This is a genomic window from Aquimarina sp. AD10 (assembly GCF_003443715.1).
Taxonomy (GTDB): Bacteria; Bacteroidota; Bacteroidia; order Flavobacteriales; family Flavobacteriaceae; genus Aquimarina; species Aquimarina aggregata.
In genome coordinates, this window is record NZ_CP031965.1 from 212,743 (window position 1) to 232,324 (window position 19,582).

Annotated in this window: 15 protein-coding genes; 7 read left to right on the forward strand and 8 right to left on the reverse strand. The window is 31.9% G+C overall.

All coding sequences use genetic code 11. From position 1 onward, the window contains the following. Positions 1-160 precede the first annotated feature (160 nt). Both D1816_RS00810 and D1816_RS00815 read left to right on the forward strand, forming a co-directional pair. Complete coding sequence (locus D1816_RS00810; protein WP_118500826.1) at positions 161-4,225, forward strand: two-component regulator propeller domain-containing protein; 4,065 nt, start codon at positions 161-163, stop codon at positions 4,223-4,225. Between the two features lie 197 nt (positions 4,226-4,422). Next, positions 4,423-5,043 (forward strand): hypothetical protein, encoded by a 621-nt coding sequence (locus tag D1816_RS00815; RefSeq protein WP_066314697.1) that lies wholly within the window; start codon positions 4,423-4,425, stop codon positions 5,041-5,043. A gap of 77 nt (positions 5,044-5,120) precedes the next feature. On the opposite strand, the gene D1816_RS00820 is transcribed toward D1816_RS00815, so the two are convergent. From D1816_RS00820 to D1816_RS00855, 8 genes are read right to left on the reverse strand one after another with little or no spacing between them, the layout of a single operon-like run. After that, positions 5,121-6,665, reverse strand: a complete 1,545-nt coding sequence (locus D1816_RS00820; RefSeq protein ID WP_118500827.1) for an alpha-L-fucosidase — start codon at positions 6,663-6,665, stop codon at positions 5,121-5,123. A 26-nt stretch (positions 6,666-6,691) separates the two neighbouring features. Continuing rightward, positions 6,692-8,188: an alpha-L-fucosidase gene (locus D1816_RS00825; protein WP_118500828.1), complete on the reverse strand. Its 1,497-nt coding sequence runs from the start codon at positions 8,186-8,188 to the stop codon at positions 6,692-6,694. 20 nt (positions 8,189-8,208) lie between these two features. Then, positions 8,209-8,910, reverse strand: a complete 702-nt coding sequence (locus D1816_RS00830) for an L-rhamnose mutarotase (protein ID WP_118500829.1) — start codon at positions 8,908-8,910, stop codon at positions 8,209-8,211. A gap of 15 nt (positions 8,911-8,925) precedes the next feature. Continuing rightward, on the reverse strand, positions 8,926-10,554 hold the full coding sequence (locus D1816_RS00835; protein WP_066314704.1) for a sodium/solute symporter: 1,629 nt from the start codon (positions 10,552-10,554) through the stop codon (positions 8,926-8,928). Between the two features lie 14 nt (positions 10,555-10,568). Further along, on the reverse strand, positions 10,569-11,588 hold the full coding sequence (locus D1816_RS00840) for a zinc-binding alcohol dehydrogenase family protein (protein WP_118500830.1): 1,020 nt from the start codon (positions 11,586-11,588) through the stop codon (positions 10,569-10,571). Position 11,589: 1 nt separating this feature from the next. Continuing rightward, positions 11,590-12,528: an aldo/keto reductase gene (locus D1816_RS00845; protein WP_118500831.1), complete on the reverse strand. Its 939-nt coding sequence runs from the start codon at positions 12,526-12,528 to the stop codon at positions 11,590-11,592. 3 nt (positions 12,529-12,531) lie between these two features. Next, complete coding sequence (locus D1816_RS00850; RefSeq protein ID WP_066314712.1) at positions 12,532-13,293, reverse strand: SDR family NAD(P)-dependent oxidoreductase; 762 nt, start codon at positions 13,291-13,293, stop codon at positions 12,532-12,534. 1 nt (position 13,294) lies between these two features. Continuing rightward, on the reverse strand, positions 13,295-14,413 hold the full coding sequence (locus D1816_RS00855; RefSeq protein WP_240338678.1) for a mandelate racemase/muconate lactonizing enzyme family protein: 1,119 nt from the start codon (positions 14,411-14,413) through the stop codon (positions 13,295-13,297). A 123-nt stretch (positions 14,414-14,536) separates the two neighbouring features. Here D1816_RS00855 and D1816_RS00860 point away from each other — a divergent pair, with 123 nt between their 5' ends. The 5 genes from D1816_RS00860 (at position 14,537) to D1816_RS00880 (ending at position 19,299) form a co-directional block, all read left to right on the forward strand. Further along, complete coding sequence (locus D1816_RS00860) at positions 14,537-15,388, forward strand: AraC family transcriptional regulator (RefSeq protein ID WP_118500832.1); 852 nt, start codon at positions 14,537-14,539, stop codon at positions 15,386-15,388. A gap of 131 nt (positions 15,389-15,519) precedes the next feature. Then, positions 15,520-17,088 carry a YdiU family protein gene (locus D1816_RS00865; RefSeq protein ID WP_118500833.1) on the forward strand — a complete coding sequence of 523 codons (1,569 nt, stop codon included), beginning with the start codon at positions 15,520-15,522 and terminating at the stop codon, positions 17,086-17,088. A gap of 60 nt (positions 17,089-17,148) precedes the next feature. After that, entirely contained in the window at positions 17,149-17,427 is a 279-nt protein-coding gene (locus D1816_RS00870; RefSeq protein WP_066314719.1) for a peptide methionine sulfoxide reductase, read from the forward strand. 23 nt (positions 17,428-17,450) lie between these two features. After that, complete coding sequence (msrA, locus tag D1816_RS00875; RefSeq protein ID WP_066314721.1) at positions 17,451-17,942, forward strand: peptide-methionine (S)-S-oxide reductase MsrA; 492 nt, start codon at positions 17,451-17,453, stop codon at positions 17,940-17,942. Positions 17,943-18,759: 817 nt separating this feature from the next. Continuing rightward, positions 18,760-19,299 carry a hypothetical protein gene (locus tag D1816_RS00880; RefSeq protein ID WP_066314723.1) on the forward strand — a complete coding sequence of 180 codons (540 nt, stop codon included), beginning with the start codon at positions 18,760-18,762 and terminating at the stop codon, positions 19,297-19,299. Positions 19,300-19,582: the final 283 nt, after the last annotated feature.

Sequence of the window (19,582 nt, forward strand, 5' to 3'; positions counted from 1 at the left end):
TTGTTAATCAGTTTATTGCACTTGTTGATCTTGCGACTTTTGATCTGCTGTTAAGAACTTTTCTTTACATAAAGTACTAGTGCAACTCATAATATTAATATAATAATTTGATAAAATAACGTTATATTTATAGATAACTAATCATGGTCATACCCCAAATATGAAAAGAGCAATTACATCAATTGTATTTCTTATACATTTCTGTGTTTTTTCTCAAGAACATGATTTTAATAACTTTATTCATTTATCTGTATCCGAAGGTTTATCGCAAAGTACGGTAGTCGCTGTTGAACAAGACCAATTTGATCAAATGTGGATTGGTACGCGTGATGGGCTTAATAAATATGATGGAGAAGAAATAACTATTTATCGAAATAACCCTAAGGATAGTACTTCATTAAGTAATAATGATATCCTATCGATAAAGGAAGATAAAGAAGGTTTTATTTGGATAGGGACCTATAACGGACTTAATAAGTTTGATCCTAGAACTGAAAAATTTACTAGGTTTTTATACTCTTCTAAAAAAAACACAATTTCTCATAGGTCTATTAGAGCTATTAAGGAAATGAAAAATAACACCTTATGGTTTGCGACTTCTGATGGTTTGTTTATTTACAATCGTAAAAATGATGAACTAATACATTATGATAAAGATGAAAATACGCCATCTCAACTTAGAAGCGACTTCATAATTGATATCTACCAAGATAAAACTGGTGATATCTGGATTGCTACTTCTTTAGGGCTCCATAAAGTTGTTAATTCAGAAATAGATCATTTAAAGTTTGAAAGATTTGATAGAGAGCAAGGCACTGATTCAAATATCTTCATACAGACTATCAATGAAGATGCAAACGGTAATTTATGGATAGGCACTAAATTTAATGGACTACTTGTTTTTAATACAACAAATAAGCGTTTTGCGTCCTATAATGAATTAAATGATAAGAAAATAAAAAGCACCGATATTCGAAGTCTTAAATATGATAAGGATTCTAACCTTTGGATAGGCACTTATGATGGGGTATTTATAAAAAAAGCCAATAATGAACTGATCAAAATTATTAATCAACCAGGAAATCCAGATAGTTTAAGTAAAAATAGTATTAAAGAAATTTTCATTGATAAAAACGGATCGGTTTGGATCGGAACTTATTATGGCGGTATCAATTTATGGGATATTCATAACAATAATTTTCATGAACTTTATCTTACAAAAGGAGAACAATCTTATCACTTGGGTGTTGTGAGTTCAATTGTTGAAGACAAAAATGGTTCTTTTTTTATAGGTACAGAAGGCAATGGTGTAACCGTTATTCAAAAAAATGGAAAAACGAATAGTGTGCTGACTAATGCTTTGAATAAAAAAGTAAAAAACTCTAACATTAAATCCCTTCTTTTAGACGATCAAACATTATGGATCGGTACTCTAAAAGGAGGAATAAAAGAATTTAATATTGTGACTCAGGAATTTAATGAATCTAGTCATTTAGAGCTTAAAGATATACTATCGAATCAGGGAGTATATGCGATCCAAAAAATTAGAAATCTACTCGTTTTTGGTACCTTCGGAAGAGGGGCAGTCATATATGACCGCATCACAAAAAAAATTAGTTTTATCCAGCCTCGTGTATCTGATATCAATTCTTTGACAAATAGAAGGATTCGTAGCATGTTTTCTGACCAATCAAATAATCTTTGGATAGGAACTGATAAAGGGCTTAATAAAGTGTCCTATAAAGAACTTATCGCTAACACCCCAGTATTAAAGCGGTTTCTTTTTGAAGATGATATCGTATATGGTCATAATATTTTATGTATTTATCAAGACCATCAAGGAAGTATTTTTGTAGGGACTAAAGAAAAAGGAATTCAAAAACTTGTTAAAGATAAATTTGAACCATTTAAAATAGAGCTAATAAATGCAGATATTACAACAGTATACAGTATTGTTGAAGATGATCAAAAATACCTTTGGATAAGTTCTAACCTTGGATTAGTACGTTATGATCCAGTAACAAAAAATACGATTCTTTACGATCAGGCTCAAGGATTTTGGGGTAACGAGTTCATAAATAATTCATATCTTAAAGGAAGTAATGGTCATTTGTATTTTGGTGGGGTAAAAGGGGTAGCTTTTTTTAATCCCAAAACACTTGGTAAAAGTAATTACAAGTCTAAAGTTGTCCTAACTGGTATCACTGTTAACGGAAAAGACCCCAATAAGAACATAGCCTTTATAAACCAAATTACTCTTGAACATGATGAAAACTCATTTTCATTAAATTTTGCGTTACCAAGTTACATAAATACTACAGATAAAAGGTATGCTTATAGACTTAAGGGGTTAAATGATGAATGGAAATTTACAACCAATAACGAGGCAAGTTATACCATTCAAAAACCTGGAGATTATATTTTTGAAGTAAAAAAAGTAAACAACGAAAATGTATTGAAAGAAGCATTTACTAGTATTAATATTAGGGTAAAGGCCGCATTTTGGAAAACAAAATGGGCGTTTTTGATTTATATGATACTAACTATTCTGATTCTACACCAAATATATATTAATATCACAGCCAGAATAACCCTTGCTCATAAGTTAAAGTCAGAACGATTAGAGAACACAAGACAAGAAGAAATTAATACCTCTAAATTAGAATTTTTTACCAATATCTCTCATGATTTTAGAACACCTTTAACTCTTATACTAGCACCGCTACAACAACTTATAGAGCGATACAACGGAAGCAGTGATATGTATACCAAATTGCTTTTAATAGAGCGCAATGCAAAGCAGCTGTTAAAGTTAACAAATCAATTACTTGATTTTAGAGCATTTGAGAATAAGCACTCTAAATTAGAAGCAAGAGAAGATAATTTAGTGCGTTTTCTTGATGGAATTTATAGATCATTTCAAGAATATGCGAAAATTGGTAATTACAAGTATTCATTTGATTCTAGTTCTGAAAATATTTTAGTTTTTTATGATGAAATTAAATTGGAGAAAGCCTTTTACAATGTACTTTCGAATGCTTTTAAATATACACCTAAAGGGGGAGAAATTGGTGTAAAAATATACGAAACGGACAAAGAAGTGTTTATTGAGATTTCGGATAATGGAGCAGGAGTTGATAATGAGTTTATGAATAAGATTTTTGATAGATATTATGAAATGGCTAGTAAAGTCGAATATCAAAAACATTTTAATCAAGGAAATGGGATAGGTTTACATATCGCCAAAAAAACTTTGGATTTGCATAAAGGTAAAATAGCAGTAAAAAGTGAAAAGAAGAAAGGAACGACATTTATTATTACTCTTAAAAAAGGACGTGATCATTTAACAGAATCCGAAATAATTACTGGAAAGCAGAATAACAAAGATAGTATAGAGTATAAAGATTACAGTAATTTTGTCGAAAACATCGAAAATATTAACCTAAATACATTATCGTTATCTACCAAGAAAACCAAAATTCTTGTTGTAGAAGATAATCATGAATTCAGAAAATTCATAGTAAATCTTTTGGGAGAATTATATAGCGTAGAACAAGCAGAAAATGGATATGCAGGTTTTAAAATGGCATTAAAAGTTTTTCCCGACTTGATAATTAGTGATGTTATAATGCCAAAAATGGAAGGAACAGAGTTTTGTTCCAAAATTAAAAACGACAAAAGAACAAGTCATATTCCTTTTATATTACTCACCTCACGGTCATCTATTGAGCATAAGTTTATTGGCTTAGAATCGGGAGCCGATCGTTATATCGATAAGCCATTTAATATCAAGGAATTTCTTTTAGTCATCAAAAATTTATTAAAGACGACTGAGCACCTAAAAAGTAAATTTATTGAAAATAATGCCAATTTTGAGGATAACAGAATAGATTCTGAAGAAGAGAATATGCAAAGAAAAGCAATAAGAATTGTTGAGCATCATATTGATGATCCATCTTTTGATATACAATATTTTAGTTCAGAATTGGGGCTTAGTAGAACGATGCTGTTCGTTAAAATAAAAGCATGGACTAATCTAACACCAAAAGAATTTATTAATTCTATACGAATGAAAAAAGCTGCCGAATTTTTAGAAATAGGAGGCTTTAGTATTTCTGAGATTGGTTATAAAGTAGGTTTCAAAGACCCAAAATACTTTTCGAAAAGCTTTAAAAAGTATTATAAGAAGACACCATCAGAATATGCAGAGACGTTTTACTCTTAATATCTTTAGTTCTTTCAAGAGAAAAATAGACTTTTATAGATTAGTTTAATGTTGTTTAAATACAAATGTTAATGAAGAGTTGTCTGTGAAAATTGGACTCTTAATTAAACTATTTTGATTGCCATAAAAAATCTCTATGATCTTAGCTTTGAAAACATCTATCGATGTTATAATTTTGTGGTATAAAACCCTAAAATATGAACAAAGTAAACCTACAAAAAAGAATGAAGCTATTCGGCACACTACTAATTTTGATCTTTTGCATACAAATACAAGCGCAAAACGATCAAGTTACTATTGAACCTATGGGAAAAGAGGAGTTTTCAGTTAGAAGCCTTAATGGAATCCCGTATACATTAGTTGTAGAAGAAAGTAACACCGACGGACAGTATCATCTTGGCAGTACGGGCTATCTTACATTTAAACTAGACGATATGATCCAAAAACGAAGTACAGTTAGGATTGTATTAGAAGAAGAAATTCATGCATCTCTAGAAGAAAAACTTGTTAAACAATATAGATCAGATGTAGATTGGATTAAGTCTTTACTCGATATTAAAGAAGATAGTGAATTTAAAGTCTTTCCTTCTCGTCCTATATTTTCTGATGCAGATTTAGAAAAATTAAAAGGACAAGTATTTGAATATGCTGATACAGATAATAAAGAAAAACGCTTTTATGAGTGGATTGAAAAAATAAATTATTCTGTTGGTGCGGTTCGTTATTTTAGAGAGCTGTATGCAGCCTCTAATGGAAAAAATAATGAACAAAGACGTAATTTTTTACCCATAAATATATACGAAGCACTTAATAGATAAAGATAAAATTTACAACAGGTCATACTCAGAACTGTGAGTATGACCTGTTGAATTTAGGTAATTTGTTGAAAATCAAATTATAGTTTTTCTTGTGGTTTGATTTTAAAAACCCAAGTGTGTTCTAAATTAGTTCCTTTAGGAAATTGAATTTCTAAGTGTTTACTAGTTTGTGTAAATGCTATTTTTCCCTTATACCCTAAAAGTTGTATTGATTCAATATTAATGTTAGAAGTATTTAACGTTCTGATTTTAATGTTTTCAGTAGGAGGGATTAGTATAAAGGCATAAAGATTTCCTTTATTGGTCGTAAAACGAATATCTTCCTGAGTAAAATTTTTATTCTTACTTTCAGAAAGGTGCCCCAATTCTGTTTTAGTAGGACCTTCTCCGTAAGTCTTCCAATGTTTAGAACCATAGATTGCTTCACCATTTAGATCTAACCATTTCCCAATTTCTAATAATGTTTTTTGTTGATCGCCAGGAATAATACCGTCTTTTCGTGGACCTATATTTAGTAGTAAACATCCATTTTTACTTACAATATCTACTAAGTCTGCGATTAGCTCTCCGGATGATTTTGGAATCCAGTTTTTGGCGTAGTACCAAGAATTTTTTCCTATAGAAGTATCTGTTTGCCAATATTCTGGACGAATAGAATCTAACTTGCTGCGTTCCAGATCTAGCATATGAGTACCGATAGGGTAAGATTCATATTTATAATTTTTAGTCTGAAGTACTACCTTTTTTCCTCTTTTTAAACCAGAGTTGTAATAGTATGCTGCTAGTTTTTTATGATATGGAGCAAACTCTGGTCGATCTAAGAAAAAATCAAACCAAAGAATATCGGGTTGATATTTATCAATAATTTCTTTAGTTCGAGGCCACCAAAAGTTTGCTAGCCACTCTGCACTAGCCGGCTCATCAGGTTTATGAGGAGGGGCATAAATATCTGAAAATTCAGGATTACCTGTGTCAAAATATTCTTGTTGATTGTAAAAGTTCCAATTAAAAGCCAAATGAGAACTTGCTCCAGAAATCAAACCTTGCCTTTTAATCTCATCTGTTAATTCTTTAAAAACATCTTTTTTAGGCCCCATATTAACTGAGTTGTATTTGGTTATACTGGACTCATATAAAGCATAACCGTCGTGATGTTCTGCTACGGGAACTACATATTGAGCCCCTGATTTTTTAAATAAATTAACCCAATCTTCTGCATTAAAATTTTCCATGGTCCACATTGGAATAATGTCTTTATATCCAAATGTTTTTTGATCTCCGAAGTTTTCTTTGTGATAGGCTACTGCCGGGTGTGGTTTGTTTTTTGTGATTTCACCAGTTTGTGGATTCATAATCCCATTATCCAAATACATCCAACGCGGATACCAATCCGTATGTAATTCGGCAACCGAATTTGGTCCCCAATGAATGAAAATTCCAAATTTAATATCTTTCATCCATTGCGGGATTTCATAATTACTTAAACTTTCCCAATTTTCTTTAAATTCAAATTTTTCCTCTTTAGCAGTTTGATCTTCTGTTTTTGTTTCGACTTTAGCATTATTTTTTGATTGACAAGCTACTAAACCAATAGTAAATAATATGTAAATTAATTTTTTCATTTTTTGAACTTTTATCAAAACCGTGATTATGATTTTCTTTGAATTTTGAAGACACAAGCATGCTTACCTTTAAAGTTAGCGGGCATTTCAATTTTTAAGTTATGTTTGTTTTGTTGGTATTTTAACTTTGCATCACTACCCAATAATTCTATAGAAAGTATATCATTTGCATATAATCTACCGTAAGATCCTAATGAATTAATAGTAACCTCTCCTTTAGGTATCCCTAGGCAAATAGCATATAGTGTATTGTCTTTTTGGGTGAACCGAAAGTCTTTGGATGTATAAGATGCATTAGTTTTCTTTTCTGAATAATGACCTGTATTGGGTAAAAATGAAGGCCCTTCTCCGTATACAGACCAAGGCATGGTTTCATAAATCGCTTCACCATTGATTTGTAACCAATCTCCAATTTCATATAGTTCTTTTTTTATAAAATCTGCAAAAGCACCATCAGGTTTCGGAGGAACGTTTAATAAAAGAATTCCATTTTTTGATGTAACATCTACTAATATGTCAATTATCAGATTAGCATCTTTAATTCCCATTCCTTCCTGATACCACCAACTAACGGGTTGACAGATATCAATATCGGTCATCCAGGTATCATATGTCAATTCATCAATGAGTCCATTTTCAAAATTTCGCATTCCAATACCAGGGGGGACATCATGTTCTTTATAAACAAATGCTACTTCTTGATTGTTTTTAAGTGCTGTGTTAAAATAATGACTGATATATTCTCTTTGTCTACTTTCATTAACACCATTAAAATAGATCTCTTTAGAGACAACTTTTCCGTTTTTAAAGGAGTTTATATTATGTGCTCGAACAGTACCTCCAAAAGAAACATCAACCCAAGAAATATCTGGACTGTATTTTGTAACCGCTTCTTTCATTTTCGATAACCAAAGATCTAAATGTTCTTCTGTATATCTGGATTGTTTTTCAATATGATTTTTCCAGGGTATGGCGTCTGTTACATCCTCATCATGAGGTGGTCCGTACAATTCATAAAAGTTTGGATCTTTTCTACCAGGATTATCTCTGTCGATAGCAGCACGATACCAATATCCGGAATGAAAAGACATGATGAATTTCATATTGCGTTTTATGATTTCTTTTTTTAATAATGCAGATATGTCCTTTTTAGGTCCCATATCCACGACATCTAATTTAGTTAGGTCGCTATCCCAATGTACCATCCCGCTTCCGTGCCATGAAACTGGCCCTGCAAATTTGGCTCCTGATTTCTTAAAAAGTTCGGCCCATTCAACAGCGTCAAAATTTTCAAACTTAAAATCGCTGATCATCTCATGCTGATATTTGTTTTCATTGCCTTTGATGTATCTCATACTTTCTAAAGAAAAATGAGTGTATATTCCAAATTTGGCATCTTTTAACCATTGTGGTATTTCATGTCGTTGCAATGAAGTCCAAGTTGGTTCATAGGTATCCTGTTTTTTTTGACCATATCCAATAAGTGATATGCAAACCAAGGTTATGCTAAATATTTGTTTCATAATATCTTAAAAAAAGCTTTTTATTTTTGCAAAATCATAGTTTGCCACTTTTCGGTAGCTTTGCTTTGTGGGTCTACTTTTTGAAATTTAGCTACGTATTCTTGCCATTCTGATTCTCGAGGTAGTTTGCTCCATTTTTCTCCATCTTTAGCCATGTCAAAATCTTTTCTTGTATCCATAATCAAGTACGCTTGATATCCATCTAAATAAAGCTCCATATCCTTAATCCCCATTTGTTTCATGTTATTCGTGATTTCTGGCCAGGCTTTTCCAATTCCGTGTACTTGGATATATTCGTCTCTTAATTTCTTATCATTAACTATTTCAAGAGTAAGTACATATCTTTTAGTATCTGTTTGAGTATTTATTAGTTGTCCTTCAGTGGAAGTATACTCTTTTTGTTGGTCCATTTTATAAATTCGCTTTAAAGGAGAGGTACTCGTTAGTATATTATCAATGCCTTTACTTTTTAAAAGCGCTAAAGTTTTAGAGTAATCATAATCAGAAGGAGCATCTATAACTAAGAAGGCTTTTTCTTTAATTTTAAAAACTTGTATAGATAACTCGGTGTCTTTTATATTGCTATTATCTGGTACTGTTTCTGATGGGACAGCAAATGCAAATCTTCTTATCTGATTCTCATCTTTTTTATTATTCGAGCATCCAGTTAGTGTTATCAAAAGAAAGGGGGTGAACAGAATTATTTTTATTATGTATTTCATATACTTTTAATTTTATTACGCTAAAAATTCGATGATACTCCATAGTACAACTAAAACAACCATAATTATAATCCCAATGATTCTATAGTCTGTGGCTGATTTGATTTTGTCTAGGTACGCACTAGCAGAAAAAGTTAGCGCCTTTTGTTGTGTGGTAGGTTCTGGAGTTAATAAGCTTACTGAAACAAATAGGATGCAACAGATTACGAAAGCCCACCATGCTTGCATCATAAAAATAACTCCCCAAGTATCGGTAATTAATTTAGTACCATTTTCATCTGGAAAATCTAATGTAAACATTAATATCCCTATAACAAGGCCTATGGCAAAAGTAATTTTAGCAGCTTCTTTTGTTCCTCTTTTCCAAAAATAGCCAAGAATAAATACTGCTGAAATAGATGGAGCAATACTAGAACCAATTGAATTTACAATCGTAATTATGGATCCTCCTTTTGATCCCGCAATAAGAGAAAACAAAATTGCAATAATCATGACTACAAAAGCAGTAATTTTACCTATAGTTACTAATTTTTCATCTGATGTTTCTGGTTTAAGTCTTTTTATAATATCTATAGAAACTAAAGTTGAAGAACTATTAAGTGCTGCTGCAACCGAACTCATTAACGCGGCTAACAATGATGCAATCACTAAACCAACTAATCCTACAGGTAGTAATTTAGATACTAAAATTGAAAATGTTTGTCCTGTACCAGCAGTGTTTATTTCGTCTTTAAAAAGCACAAAAGCTAATAAGCCAGGTAATAACATGAAGAATACAGGAGCAAGCTTAAGTATTGCAGTAAACATTGGACCAATGCGTGAATCATTTTCTGACTTTGATCCAAGAGCTCTTTGTACGATAGTCTGATCGGTAAACCAATACCAGATTCCTAAAACCGGGTATCCCAAAAAGACCGCGTACCAAGGGATTCCTCCAGTTTGTGCCACTGTTGCATCTGATCTTAACATAGATAAACTGCCAGGATTAATTTTTGATTTAAATATTTCAAAATCTGTAATACCAACCTCTGGTAACATCATTAATCCAAATACAGTAATTAAAATACTACCTCCCAATAGCATTACGGACTGAATAGACTCTGTAACCGCTACGGCTTTTAACCCTCCTAAAATTGTATATAATGCAGTTAAAAATGAGATTAATAATACACCCCAAAGTTGATCTAAACCAAAAAACTCTTTCATAATAGTTGCTCCGGCATATAAACTTATCCCTATATGAATTAGTAATGCGGTAAGAATAGCAAAAACCACCATAAAAGTTCTCGAAACTCCATCAAATCTCCTTTCAAAATACTCTGGAATGGTAGCAATTTTATTTCGAAAATAGAAAGGGGCAATAAATGCTCCAAGAAAAACTAAACAAGGAATCGCCATCCATTCAAAAATCCCATCTGATAACCCGGATGTAAATCCAGACTCTGCAAAACCGACGATGTGAACAGTTGATATGTTTGAGGCAAAAAGAGAGGCCCCTACAACACCCCATCCAAGGGATCTACCAGCCAAAAAATAATTATTAGAAGACTGTTTTTTAAAACCTCCTCCGGCCCATATACCTACGATCACGATTCCTATAAGGTAAATCGCAATAATGGATAGATCTATGATAGTAATATTCATGATTATATTGATTTTTAAAACTCTATTATAGCTTTTACTAAATCTCCACCGTATTCATAAAGCTTTTCGAAGGTTTCGGGAACCTCTTCAAATTTGATTCTATGTGTTATGTATGTTTCGGGATTGATTTTTCCGGCTTCAATTAATCGAATGATTCTGCTAAAATCAGAACTTAGAGCCGCTCTGCTGGCCATAAGTGTTAGTTCTTTTTTATGAAAATAAGGATCATTAAAAACAACATCTCCTTGAAAAAGCCCAATAAATACAATAGTTCCTCCTGCTGCCACATACTTAAATGTATTTAACATTGATGTAGGATTTCCCGTTGCATCTAGTACTACTGTAGGCAGGTCACCGTTCAGTATTTGCATTATATCTTTTTCGATATGATCAGATACTAAAATTGTATCATGGATACCTGTAATTTCTTTAGCTTTATTCAGTTTATGGGTATCAATATCCATAACGAGTACTCTTGCTCCTGTAAGCTGCGCAAATTGAATAGTGCCTAATCCAATAGGTCCTGCACCAATTACTAATACTATATCATCGTGTTGTATTCTAGCTCTATCTATTGCATGACATCCAATAGCTAAAGGCTCAATTAGGGCTAATTGGTCATTCGATAACGTAGCAGAGGGATGAAGGAATTTGGCAGGTATTTTTAGGTACTCTTGCATACCACCATCTACATGCACACCCAGTACACGCAGATGTTCTCCGCAATTAGTTTTTCCTCTTCTTACGGCCTGACCAATTTCTTCATTATAATAAGGCTCTACAGAACAATTGTCATTAACTTTTACGTTGCTTACATGTTCTCCTGTAGCTATTACTTTTACAGCTAATTCATGTCCCAGAACTCTTGGATATTCAAAAAAAGGTTGCTTTCCTTTAAACGCATGTAAATCTGTACCACATACACCAATCTTGTTAACCTTAACCAAAACCTCATGTGGCTCTAAAGTCTCAGTTGGCTTTTGTGTTTTATATTTTTCCCAAACACCAGGCGCTTTTAAACGAATTACTTCCATATTATTTTACTGAAATAGTATTAGTAACTTCCTTAAATATATCTATTGGTAATTTACCTAACTTCCAATCTGATATAGTAGATTGAATTTGTTTTAAAGTTCTTGCTCCCATTACCACTCTATCTGCTTCTTTAATAGAAAATAAATAGCGTTGTGCCAGTGTTGCCAGTGGCATATCGTATTTATCTGCAATGGCTTTCACTTTTTTTGCATTCTCCATATCTTTATGAGTAATCCAAACATCATCAACCCCTTCTTTTAAATATTTGTTATACCGATTTCCAAGAAGTGAAAAATGTAGGGCAGAAGCTGCATAATATGCGATTCCTTCATTTTGATAATGTTGAATCTCTTCGTTAAATACAGATAAATTGCAAGCATCCATTTTTAAAAAGCCAGAAACTACATCAAAATATTCTTTCTTAACATACGGCATAAATGTAGCATTAGGGTTTCCTCCAACTCCCAACATTTTAACCAATCCTTGAGATTTAAAACTTAATAAAGCTTGGATTGTTGATTCGATCTCATGTTCAGGAACTAACTGAGGTTCATGAAGAAATAATAAATCTATGGTCTCCAATCCTAATGTTTTAAGACTATTCTCCAGACTTCTTCTCATCCCTTCTTGAGAATAATCCAACTTTACCTCGAATGCATCGGCTCCTTTTAATCTTCCGATTTTTGTACTTACAAATGGCTTCTTCCCTTTCCATTGTTTTAAAGCTTCACCAACATACAATTCTGAATTAGCATATGATGGTGCCGTATCTAATACAGAAATTCCATTTTCAAAGGCATATAAAAGGGCTTCTACAGATTCTGTAGCATCTACTTTCCCCCATACACCTCCTAATCCAGAAGTACCGTATACTAATCTGCTTTCATTATTAAAAGCTTCGCTTAGTTCATGATTATCGATATAGGATGGTTTCTTCATAGATTAAAAATTTACAGTAGCTCCACCATCAACTGGCAGTACGACTCCTGTGATATATCGTGCAGCTTCAGAACTTAAAAAAACAGCAGCATTACCAATATCACTAGTTTGACCAAAGTCATCCATCGCAATACGGTTTACAATTTGCTCTTTTCTCTTTTCGTCTTTATTAATTGCATTTAAGAACATATTAGACTCAATCCAACCTGGTGCAATAGCATTTACACGAACATTATCTTTAGAATATTCTGTAACTAATGCATTTACCATTCCGGTAAGTGCCGTTTTAGAAGTTCCGTATGCGATTACTTTATCTATTCCAAATAAACCAGCCATAGAACCTATCATAATGATAGCTCCTTGTTTTCGAGCTAACATATATTTAGCACATTCACGTGTTAAGGCAAAAACAGACATTACATTTGTTTGTAAAATTCTTTCAAAATCTTCGTCTGTAGTATCTTGTGCCATTGCTTTATGATGTATACCAGCATTGTTTACCAAAATATCTATGGGACCAATTGTAGATTCAATATCAAGTACTAATTCAGGAAGAGCAGCTTTATTCGTGATATCATTTACTCTATAAAAATTACCTTTTCCTAATTCATCAATTGCTTGTTTAAGAATTTGTTCTCTTCGGCCAGTGATAACAACCTTACCTCCGGCTTCTACAATTGCTTTTGCAATACCAAATCCAATGCCTGTGCCACCACCTGTAATAAGTGCTAGTTTGCCTTGTAGCGAAAAAACAGATAATCCCATATTATTTTATTTCCGTTAGTCTATCATCGATAAAGTTAAAACCCCAACCTGGTAAATTATGAGGTTGCGCATACCCGTTTTGTACCTTCATTGGATTGTCTATAAGAGGATCTACCCAATCAAAAGATTCTGCACCAACTCCGTTTGGAATAGTACAGAGCAAGGGTACATCATAATCTTTATAATAGTGAGGTAATACAGGAAGATGAAAACTATCTGCTAATGCAGCACTTTCTCTCCAAGCCTCGACACCTCCGATGCGTAAAATATCTGGCTGCCAAATATCCAACGCATTTCTGGTTACTAATTCTCGAAGTGGTAGGGTATCAAACTCTCTTTCTCCCATAGCTAGTGAAATTCCTGTTTGATTTTTTAAGATTTGATAGGATTGAAAATCCTGATGATTTACAGGTTCTTCAAACCAATTTATATTTAAATCTTTAGCACTATTAGAAAGTTTAATAGCTGAAGGTAAATCCATTCCTTGATTGGCATCCATCATTATATCTACTTTATCGCCAACTGCCTCTCTTACTTTTTTAAGTCTTTCTAAATCTGTTGCTACTTTTGGAGAACCTACTTTAATCTTAACAGCTTTGAAGCCTCGATTAGCATAACCTGTGACCTCTTCAATGAGTTCATCAATAGAGTAGGAGATCCAACCACCACTTCCGTAGATACTTACTTTGTTTTTAGTAACGCCTAATATTTTATGAATAGGCTCACCAAGTGTTTTTCCCCAAGCATCCCACATTGCTATGTTTACAGCTGCTTGAGACCATCTTAGCAATCCTTGATTACCGAAATACTCGAATAAATTCTCTAACTTTTGATGAACTACTCCGGTTTCGTTCGCTTTATAACCTTTTATTACAGAAATTACATCTTTTAACGCTCCAATAATAGCATTAGGAGAATATTGAAATGATAACAAATAGGATTCTCCGATAACTCCATTTTCTAACTGAATTCTCATTACTATAAATGAGATTTCTGTTAATGTATGTGTAGCGTCCGAAATAGGTTTTTTAAGTTCAGAAGATGCTTTAAAAAGTTTTACATCTCTTATTGCCAAATCATCCATATATAGTATTACAAATTTTATTTTATCAAAGATCATTTAATTATTAAGCAAAATGATACAGCATATTGTACTTTTTATGTACTATATTGACTTTTTAAGGTTTTTTAAGTGGGATTATTTAGTATTTAATATATTTATAGGGTAAAAGTAGTAGTATTTATGAAGGCCCAATTAAAAGAAATTACAACCTCGCCGAATAGTTCTTTAAAGATAAAGGTCTTTGAAGACAAAGAATTTAAAGCACAGTGGCATTTTCATCCTCAGTACGAACTTACATATATGATTCAAAGTACAGGTATACGTTATGTTGGAGATTCTATGCATTCTTTTGAAAGGGGAGATTTAGTTTTAGTAGGAAAAAATGTTCCACATTCTTGGAAAACAATAGATTCTAAAAATGAATATGTTAAGTGCGTTATTATACAATGGGATGAAAAACTTCTTCAGGGCTGGCTGGATAAACCTGAATTTACGGAAATAAAATCTATGTTAAAGAAATCCTCTCAAGGACTTTATTTTGACTATCAAACTGCGATTTCTATAGAAAATTTATTCATTTCTATTATCGATGAGTCTCCTTTTAAACAGTTAGTTAGTTTTTTAAATATTCTTCACGTTTTAGCTACGAAATCAACTACCCAATTACTAGCTGGTCCTGGTTTTGGTAAGGATCTTTCTACTAAAGAAAGTTATCGTGTTAACGTAATTAATAATTATATCAAGGATAATATTCATAATAAACATTCTTTAGAAGAACTTTCGAATAAACTAGCATTAAGTAAAGAAGGCATTTGCAGATTCTTTAAAAAAACATTTGATAAGACTTTTTCTAATTATGTAAATGAATACAAAATAACCTTGGCCAGTAAATTATTGATTGAAACGGACCTATCTGTATCTGAGATAGGCTACAATTCTGGATTTAATAACCTTTCTTTTTTTCATCGACAATTCAATAAATTTAAACAAATGTCTCCTAAAAACTATCGAGAACAGTTTCAAGGACTCTAAATTAAGTAGTTACTTCTTTGCTTTAAGAAAAAATAAAGATTGTTGCTGCTATGGATAGGATTAAAAATGTAAACACATGATATGTCAAGGAGACTTTTATAAAGCTTAAATTTGTATTATTAAAAAAGTAGATTTTGACATTAAAACTTAATATAAATAATCGTTTTACAAAAGAATTACCTGCAGACCCTGTTTTAACAAATACACGCAGACAGGTTAGAGAGGCATGCTTTTCTTATGTAACACCAAGAACACCATCTCAACCGTCTTTAGTTCATACTTCTCCAGAAATGTTAGAGGCTATCGGATTAAAAGGAAATGAGCAATCAGATTATTTTTTAGAAGTATTTTCTGGTGCTAAAATATTACCAAATACAAAACCATATTCTATGTGTTATGCTGGTCATCAATTTGGTAATTGGGCCGGACAATTGGGAGATGGTAGAGCAATAAATCTCACAGAGATAGCACATAATAATAAATACTGGACATTACAGTTAAAAGGTGCGGGAGAAACCCCGTATTCTCGAACGGCAGACGGATTAGCTGTATTAAGATCTTCTATTAGAGAATATTTATGTAGTGAAGCAATGTATCATCTGGGAGTACCTACCACAAGAGCTTTATCTTTAGTACTTACAGGTGATATGGTATTAAGAGATGTCTTATATGATGGAAATCCTGAATATGAAAAGGGAGCAATCGTTTGCCGCTTAGCAGCATCTTTTTTACGTTTTGGTAATTACGAAATGTTTGCAGCACATCAAGATATACCTACGCTTAAGACTTTAGTGGATTATACGATTACTCATCATTATAGTTATCTGGGCTCACCCTCTAGAGATGTATATATTGCTTTTTTTAAAGAAGTGGTTGCAAAAAGTATGGATATGGTAATTCATTGGCAACGTGTAGGATTTGTTCATGGGGTGATGAATACAGATAATATGTCAATTTTGGGATTAACAATAGATTATGGTCCATATGGCTGGTTAGAAGGATATGATCATAACTGGACTCCTAATACTACAGATAATGCACATAAACGATATAGATATGGCACACAACCACAAGTTGTACTATGGAACTTAATAAAACTTGCTAATGCGATATATCCATTAATCGAATCTGTTGAAATTCTCGAAACTATTTTGAATGCATATCAAAATGATGTTGAAATAGCCTATTTTGAAATGATGAAGTCAAAACTTGGGCTTATAGAAAATGATGAAAACGATAAACTCTTAATCGAAGCACTAGAAAATGTACTACAACGTTCTGAAACTGATATGACTATTTTCTTTAGGTTACTCTCACAATTTAAGTCCAATCAATCACTAGAAGGTATTGATTGTATAAAAGAAGCCTTTTATAATCCCGATGAAATAAAAGAGAGCATTAAAAAAGAGTGGACCGAATGGTTTTTAAAGTATCAAACTCGTCTTAAAAAGGAAAATTTAAATGATAAAGAGCGAGCTAATCAAATGAATACCGTGAATCCTAAATATGTGCTTCGCAACTATATGTCTCAATTGGCAATCGATGCGGCAGAAAAAGGAGACTACACGGTGATTAATGAATTATTCGATCTCCTTAAAAAACCGTACGATGAGCAGATATCACATCAAAAATGGTTTGCAAAAAGACCCGAATGGGCAAGACATAAAGTTGGGTGTTCTATGCTGTCTTGTAGTTCCTGATATTTTAAAGTTAGATTATAAAAGTTTCTACGACTATATGAAAGTATAAAAGGGTCTAGAATGGCAAGAAAACTTGTTTATAAAATAATTCATTTATTACCAGAAGGGTATTCTGAAGCAATGTTTGATGGTAAAAGATACGGAATTACCAAATCGAGTTTTAACAATAGTAATTCCTTAAAAATATATGGTGAAGAGTTAGGAGGGAACAATTTTATTAGCCTTAACTATTACCGAACAATTTCAAAAGAAATGCTAAAACCCTGTGAGATGCCAGAAGAAAAAGTCATTCATTTTTTAGAAAATATGGAGGTCATTTCACAATTCAATAAGAAGTAAATAACAATATAAATATTTGAAATATGAGCACTAAAAAAGCATATATAGCAGGTGGATGTTTTTGGGGAATGGAAGACCTTTTTAGAGTACGTCCAGGTATAGTAGATACCGAGGTTGGGTATATTGGAGGTGAAAACGAATTTCCTACGTATCGAAATCATCCAGGACATGCCGAAGGTATAGAGTTAACATATAATCCTGATGAAACTTCTTTTAAACAAATATTAGATTACTTTTTTAGGATTCATAATCCGACTACGATCGATCAACAAGGAAATGATAGAGGGTCAAGTTATCGTTCAGCTATTTTTATTCAAAATGAAGAAGAAAAAGAAATAGCAGAAGCAGTAATCAAGATTGTTGATGATTCTAACAAATGGGAAGGAACTATCGTTACTACTTTAGAACCATTTACAGTTTTTTGGCCCGCAGAACCAGAGCACCAAGATTACCTTGTTAGAATCCCTAATGGGTATACATGTCATTTTGAACGATTTAAAGAAAGTTTCGTTTAATATCTCATTGTAATATTCTAAATAAGAAAGAAAATTTAGTTCTTTAAGTCATACAAAATGAAAAGGAATCAATTTTCAAAAATAAATTTGGTACAAATAGGATAATTGTGTCATATTTGCATCATAATTAAGAATAAAAAACAAGTTTTAAACCTATGATATTATTTTTAACACATAAAAAGGACGCTGAAGAGCTGTTTTTAAATCACGATTATAGGTAGCAGAACTAGAATAAGATATAAAATCAGAAGCGTCCAAGAAATTGGGCGCTTTTTTTATGATCTTTTTTTAGAAAACTACTTGTATCTAATCAAATACCATTTGAGAGATAAGTTTAAGAGTAACAGTTGATTGTAGATTTAGAATATATTCGTAAAAATACGGATAGGGATTGTAGTGACTTTTTTTTAACATAAGTATTTGATTATCAGTAAAATAAATTTGTTTTTTATTTGTGTAATTCAAAAACTAGATTCATATTTGCACCGCAGTTCGAGAGTTGCCAAAAAATAAACCTTTAATAACCGAAGTATTATGACTTTTATAAAATTATATACGATTACTCCAAAAGGACAAGGTCTTTTTTTGAGTATGCTTCGGGACTTCACTTGTAAATAAGTTTCATTATATATGAAAAGAAGTCCGAAGCCTAACTAAAGTTTCGGATTTTTTTATTTATGCTTAAAAATTTCTGAAACCTAATATCAAACTTGATAAATGATATATTACATATAATCGTAATATATGGGTAAGAATAAAATTAAGTTTTTAAAAGAATAGTATACATGTGACTTTAAGTCATATAAAGAATAAGAAGATGAACAATTTATTAGATAAGTATTTATTTCAGGCATTAGATGCATATCCATATAGTTTAGAAGAAGCGGTAGAGTGTTTAAATTATGCATTGTCTTATGATGACAAGAATCCGATTGCGCTATGTTTAATGGGGCAGATATATGCAGAAAGCTTAAAAAACTATGAAACAGCAAAAGAGTATTATCAACAAGCATTAAGTGTGGATTTGTATGCTTTAGAGGTTTATCCAAAATATATAGATGTATTATTATGGAATGAAGATTATGAGGAAGCAGATAAATTAATTGATTTTGCATTAACAGTAAAAGGTACAGATAAAGCCGTTTTATATTTAAAAAAAGCAATTCTTTTTGAACAGAAGAAGAAGTATAAAAGCGCACTTGAGTTCCTGAAAATGGCAAAACAAAATGCCTACAACAATCAATTTATTAACGATTTAAAAGAAGAAAAGACAAGAATAAAAGAAAAGATGCCCAATAAAAAGAAGCATAAAACTTCTAAAACATCTTCTAAAAAATCAAAGAAAAAAGTATCATAGGATATTTGTAATTATGGACTAGTGAATTAATTTGGAAATTAATAAAAAATTCCTTATATTATATAGATATATATGAAACAAAATAAAACACATATCGAACCGAGATTCCTGTTAAATCAGTGTGATACTCGATGGGTAATAAAAATATCCATTCGAAGAGGGACGTATATTAGTTATCATCAATTTTTTAAATGATTATATTTAAAAGAACAAGATATACCTAAAAGGCGTCCAAGAAATTGGACGCCTTTTTTAATGATTTTAATTAGACTGAATACAAATG